The organism is Mycobacterium sp. TH-M25, assembly GCF_057473665.1.
In genome coordinates, this window is sequence record NZ_JBYCLA010000214.1 from 1 (window position 1) to 4,974 (window position 4,974).

7 protein-coding genes and 1 pseudogene are annotated in these 4,974 nt (G+C 66.5%); 3 read left to right on the top strand and 5 right to left on the bottom strand.

Features of this window, described 5'->3' with window-relative positions; translation table 11 throughout:
- A pseudogene (locus AC2VOU_RS07140) lies at nucleotides 1–321 on the bottom strand (PaaI family thioesterase); the annotation flags it as partial.
- 33 nt (nucleotides 322–354) lie between these two features.
- Nucleotides 355–1,233: an aldo/keto reductase gene (locus AC2VOU_RS07145; protein WP_486956745.1), complete on the bottom strand. Its 879-nt coding sequence runs from the start codon at nucleotides 1,231–1,233 to the stop codon at nucleotides 355–357.
- A 59-nt stretch (nucleotides 1,234–1,292) separates the two neighbouring features.
- Here AC2VOU_RS07145 and AC2VOU_RS07150 point away from each other — a divergent pair, with 59 nt between their 5' ends.
- Together AC2VOU_RS07150 and AC2VOU_RS07155 are read left to right on the top strand one after the other, a co-directional pair.
- Nucleotides 1,293–1,790, top strand: coding sequence for a DUF1990 domain-containing protein (locus AC2VOU_RS07150; RefSeq protein WP_486956746.1), 498 nt, complete (start codon nucleotides 1,293–1,295; stop codon nucleotides 1,788–1,790).
- A 109-nt stretch (nucleotides 1,791–1,899) separates the two neighbouring features.
- Nucleotides 1,900–2,748 carry a DUF559 domain-containing protein gene (locus tag AC2VOU_RS07155; protein WP_486956747.1) on the top strand — a complete coding sequence of 283 codons (849 nt, stop codon included), beginning with the start codon at nucleotides 1,900–1,902 and terminating at the stop codon, nucleotides 2,746–2,748.
- 97 nt (nucleotides 2,749–2,845) lie between these two features.
- Here the strand turns inward: AC2VOU_RS07155 and AC2VOU_RS07160 are convergent, their stop codons facing one another.
- From AC2VOU_RS07160 to AC2VOU_RS07170, 3 genes are read right to left on the bottom strand one after another with little or no spacing between them, the layout of a single operon-like run.
- On the bottom strand, nucleotides 2,846–3,187 hold the full coding sequence (locus AC2VOU_RS07160) for a cupin domain-containing protein (RefSeq protein ID WP_486956751.1): 342 nt from the start codon (nucleotides 3,185–3,187) through the stop codon (nucleotides 2,846–2,848).
- Between the two features lie 22 nt (nucleotides 3,188–3,209).
- Complete coding sequence (locus AC2VOU_RS07165; protein WP_486956748.1) at nucleotides 3,210–3,635, bottom strand: hypothetical protein; 426 nt, start codon at nucleotides 3,633–3,635, stop codon at nucleotides 3,210–3,212.
- Entirely contained in the window at nucleotides 3,632–4,291 is a 660-nt protein-coding gene (locus AC2VOU_RS07170; RefSeq protein ID WP_486956749.1) for a helix-turn-helix transcriptional regulator, read from the bottom strand. Before AC2VOU_RS07170 ends, AC2VOU_RS07165 begins: the two co-directional genes overlap by 4 nt.
- A 118-nt stretch (nucleotides 4,292–4,409) precedes the next feature.
- Between AC2VOU_RS07170 and AC2VOU_RS07175 the strand changes: the two genes are divergently transcribed.
- Nucleotides 4,410–4,974: DedA family protein (locus AC2VOU_RS07175; RefSeq protein ID WP_486956750.1), on the top strand; the 565-nt coding region annotated here is incomplete at its 3' end.

A 4,974-nucleotide genomic window follows, 5' to 3' on the forward strand; every position in this document is an offset into this window, starting at 1 on the left:
GGCCCAACCCTCGATACGTCCGTCGTCGGTCTTGTGGGCCGACATCGGGACGGTCAAGATGTTGCCGCGGCCCGGCAGGTCCATCCGGCGCCCCGACGGTGATCGCCATTCGTCGGGGGCGAAGGGGGCGAGCAGCCCGGACAGCTTGTCCAGCAGGTCTGCGGCCTCAGTGATCACCTCGTCCGGCGCGTCAACCGCACGCGCGTGGTCCTGCAGGGCGCGAACTCCGTCGATAAACCTGCCGTAATCCGGCCCGCCCCTGGTGCTGGGATCGGGCGGGTTGAATCCGCCGCCGGGATGCCACGCGTCATGGGATGCCACCCGAACACCGTATTGCCCGGCGACGACTCGGCTTTAGTTGGCGTTGCGCTCCCCCAGCGCGCTCAGCGTGTCGAACTCGTCGTCGCTGAGTTCGATCTCGGCGGCGGCGATGTTCTCTTCCAGGTGGGCCACGCTCGAGGTGCCCGGAATCGGAAGCACCACCGGCGAACGTTTCAGCAACCACGCCAGCGCCAGCTGCGAGGGCGTCGCGTGGCCGTGTTCGGTGCCGAGCTGGGCCAGTGGGCCGTCGGGAGCTGCGAGTGGGCCGGCGGCGAGCGGGAACCACGGGATGAACCCGATGCCCTGTTTGGTCGACTCGTCGAGCAGGGCCTCCGCGCTGCGGTTGGTCAGGTTGTAGAGGTTTTGCACCGACACGATCTGCGCGACCTTTTGCGCGGCGTGCAGCTGGTCGACGTTGATCTCGGAGAGCCCGATGTGGCGGATCTTGCCTTCTTGCTGCAGCTGGACCAGCTCACCGATCTGGTCTTCGAGCGGGAACTTGTCGTCGATGCGGTGCAGCTGAAACAGGTCGATGGTGTCGACGCCCAGGCGGCGCAGGCTCAGTTCGGCCTCCTGGCGCAAGTAGGCGGGAAAGCCCAGCGGGATCCACACGTCGGGCCCGGTGCGCAGCAGTCCCGCTTTGGTGGCGATCACCAGCCCGTCGTAGGGATGCAGCGCCTCGCGGATGATCTCCTCGGCGACGTAGGGGCCGTAGGAGTTGGCGGTGTCGATGAAGTTGACACCGAGTTCGGCCGCGCGCCGCAGCACGCGAACCGCCTCGTCCCGATCGGCGGGCGGGCCCCACACCCCCTTGCCGGTGAGGCGCATGGCCCCGTAGCCGAGGCGATTGATCGTGAGATCGCCGCCGAGAGTGAACGTTCCGGATGCGTGAGCGGGGGCTTGGGTGGGCACGTCGCCGACCGTACGCCTGCCCGGAAAATCCGGCCAGGCCCGCGTGGCAAGCTGGGTTGGTGGATTTGCACACGATCACGCAGCTGCCATTCACCTATCCGGAAGTGGGCGCGACCGCCGGGCCGTTTCCCCCGGGGTACAAGCACATGGGCTATTCGGCCCACATCGGCATGGGTCGGCTCCGCTTCGAAGAGGCCGCCGACGCGGTCATGCACTGGGGCATGCAGCGCGGCGCCGGCCTACGCGTCGAGGCGACCAGCGACAGTGTCACCGCCGACACCGTCGTCGTGGTGAAGGCCGGTTTCCTCAAGGCGCCGTGCCGCGTCGTCTACGTTGTCGACGAGCCGCATCTGCGCGGCTTCGCTTACGGCACGCTGCCGGGGCACCCTGAGATCGGTGAGGAACGGTTCGTGGTGCGCCACGATCCGGTCACCTCTGCGGTGTTCGCCGAGGTCTCGGCCTTCTCCCGACCGGCGGCGTGGTGGAGCAAAGCGGGTGGCCCGTTCACCTCGCTGGTTCAGCGAGTGATGAACAAACGCTACGTGCGGGCGATCTAACCGTTTCTGGTTTCTGCCGACACATATCTGGTTGCGACGACACGCCGATGGACGTCGCACTGGCTTACGTCTCGGGAACCATTGCGGTCGACCAAGGCTCCGATCTTATGTGCGTGAGATATTCCTCGGCAGCGAAGCTGTACGTCACGGCGAGCTGACTGCGTATCAGCTCCGATCGCGATTCCAATCGATCTATCCCGACGTGTATCTGCCGAAGTACACGATTCCCTCGCTCCGGCAACGGTCGGAGGGCGCGTGGCTCTGGTCGAACCGTCGCGGCGTCCTCGCCGGACTCGCTGCTGCGGCACTGCATGGCTCCGACTGGATCGACGACGACGTGCCCGTCGAGTTGATATGGCGCAACCCACATGCACCTGCCGGCATCATCACCCGCAACTACTCGCTTGGCCCTGATGAATTCACTCACGTCGCGGGGCTCCCGGTCACCACCGCGGTCCGCACGGTCTACGACCTCGGTCGGTTGCTGCCGCGCTGCGCGGCGGTGGCGCGACTGGACGCACTCGTGCGAGCCCATCCAGTTTCTATCGAGGATGTGCGACTGCTCATCGAAGCGCATCCGGGCGCCCACGGTCTGCGACAGCTGCGGGCAGCGTTGTCGCTCGTCGACGGCGGTGCTGCGTCTCCGAAAGAGACCTGGCTACGGCTGCTGTTGATCGACTCCGGACTTCCCGCCCCAACAACGCAGATACCCGTCCACCAGCGGTGGCGGCTGATCGCTTTGCTCGACATGGGCTGGGAGGCATACAAAGTCGCTGTCGAATACGACGGCGACCATCACCGGACCAACCGCAGACAATACGCCAAGGACCAGTGGCGAGTGCGCACGCTGGAGTCGTTGGGATGGATTGTCATCCGGGTGATCGCCGACGACACGCCTGACGACGTCGTGCGGCGGACCCGAGCGGCGCTCCGCACGCGCGGCTGCCCCGACACGTAACTCGCTGCGACGACACGCCGTGGGGAGTCGCGCTGGATTAAGTCTCGTCAGCGACCTGACGACCCCAGCCCGCGACCAGGGTGTCGAAAGCATCCGATTACGCCGAGGGGACGTTCTTGACCACGGTGAGCAGCACCACGGAGTCCTCCACCGACCGCAGCGCATGCCGATGGGACGGAATTGTGACGTGCTCACCCGACCGTCCCGTCCACGTCTGGTCGCCGGCGAGCAATTCGACGTGGCCCTGCAGCACCTGCAGCGTCGCTTCGCCGGGGCTCTGGTGTTCGGCCAACTCGTGGCCGGCTACCAGCGCGACCACGGTCTGGCGCAACTCGAAGGCGTGACCGCCGTGGATGGTGTGCGAGGCCCGACCGCTGTGCGCTTGGCGCGCCGCGGCGAGCTGTTCGGCGGCGACGTCGGTCAATGAGACGGATTCCATCATCAGCCCTTCGGATTGCCCCCTAACTGGATAGTAGAAGAACGCCGCCGGCGATCAACGCGAGCGACTTGATCACTTCGAGACCGACGTAGGCCAGATGCCCGCGCGAACGCGGCGCTTCGCGGCCGGCCAACACGTGATCCGAGCGCCGAGACAGCCGCGGCCGAACCACCACGAGTTGCACCGCCAAGACCGCGACCGCGACCGCCAGCGGCGCCGTCACACCCGGCGGCGGCGGGGCAATGGCGACCGCTCCCACGATGGCGAGCGCGAAGACGACCTCGACGGCGTTGAGCGCGCGGAACACCAGTCGACCGATGCCCAGGCCGATCCGCAGCGTGACATCAGGCGCGCGGAATTTCAGCGGTGCTTCGAGAAACGAAATCGCGAGCACCATGCCCAACCAGACGAAGGCGACGGCGGCGGCGAGCGCTGAGACCGGGCTCACGTCGCGGCGGCTTTCCGAGCCAGATGCGCCACGCACTCATCCGGTTCGACGAAGGCATCGAGCCGATCGACCGTGATCGGGGCCTGCCAGGTTTCCAGCGCACCCCGCGTCAGACCCAGGTGGGTCAGGCAGACGACGGCTTGCTGTTTCTCCGCCACCTCGAGAAATGGACGGTGCCGCAACTCGACCTGTTCGGATCGCCGCTCGGGGGCAAATCCAAGCTCGTCGAGCAGATCGACAAGCTGATCGATCGACTCCTCGGCGTCCGGCACACCGGCCGTGGTCGGCACGGACCGCTGCAGCGTAGGACCCCAGTTGCGACCCGGAGCCATCGCCTTGGCCGCGGCGTCGCGATCGTCGGACAGGCCGGAAGCGAAAATCCCGGCCAACAGCCGATAATGGCGGAGGCCGCCGGGGTCCATCCGCGGAATTGCCCGGAACATCAGGGCGGGCCGACCGGGACCTTTGCGGGCCGATGCGACCCGCTCTGCACGGCCCATGCTGACCAAGGTGCGGAGGTGAAAGCGCACGGTGTTGGGATGCACATTCAGCGCGTCGGCGATATTGACGATACTCATCGGAGATTGCGCCGTCGTGCGCACGCGGATCGCGTCGACGCACGGCGACGTGTCCCCAGCCTTCCACATGACAACCATTCACACCGCCATGAACGAATCCTATTGTCGCTGAATGAGTCTCAGTAGCTACCGCGATGACTCTACCGTGATGCCGTCCGGCCGTTGGTCATGTGGAGCTGTCGTGCATCCTTTAGACATGACGGTGGATGCCCTGCTGCAATCGGTCCCCCCACTGTTCGTGTACGGCATGGTGGGCGCCGTTGTCGGCCTCGAAAGCCTGGGCATCCCGCTGCCCGGCGAGATTGTGCTGGTCAGCGCCGCGTTGCTGTCATCTCGCCACGAGTTAGCGGTCAATCCGATCGGCGTGGGTGTCGCCGCGGTGTTGGGAGCGGCGATCGGCGACTCGACCGGTTACGCGATCGGACGTCGTCTGGGACTGCCACTGTTCGACCGATTGGGTCGCCGTTTCCCGAGCCATTTCGGTCCCGGGCACATGCTGTTCGCCGAGCGCTTGTTCGCGCGCTGGGGCGCGCGGGCGGTGTTTTTCGGCCGTTTCATCGCGCTGCTGCGGATTTTCGCCGGGCCGTTGGCCGGGGCCCTGAAGATGCGGTACGACAGGTTCCTCGTCGCAAACCTCTCCGGGGCGCTGTGCTGGGCCGGCGGGACGACGGCGCTGGTGTACTACGCGGGCATGGCCGCCGAGCGATGGCTGACGCGGTTCTCCTGGATCGCCTTACTCGTCGCTATCGTGTGCGGAGCGG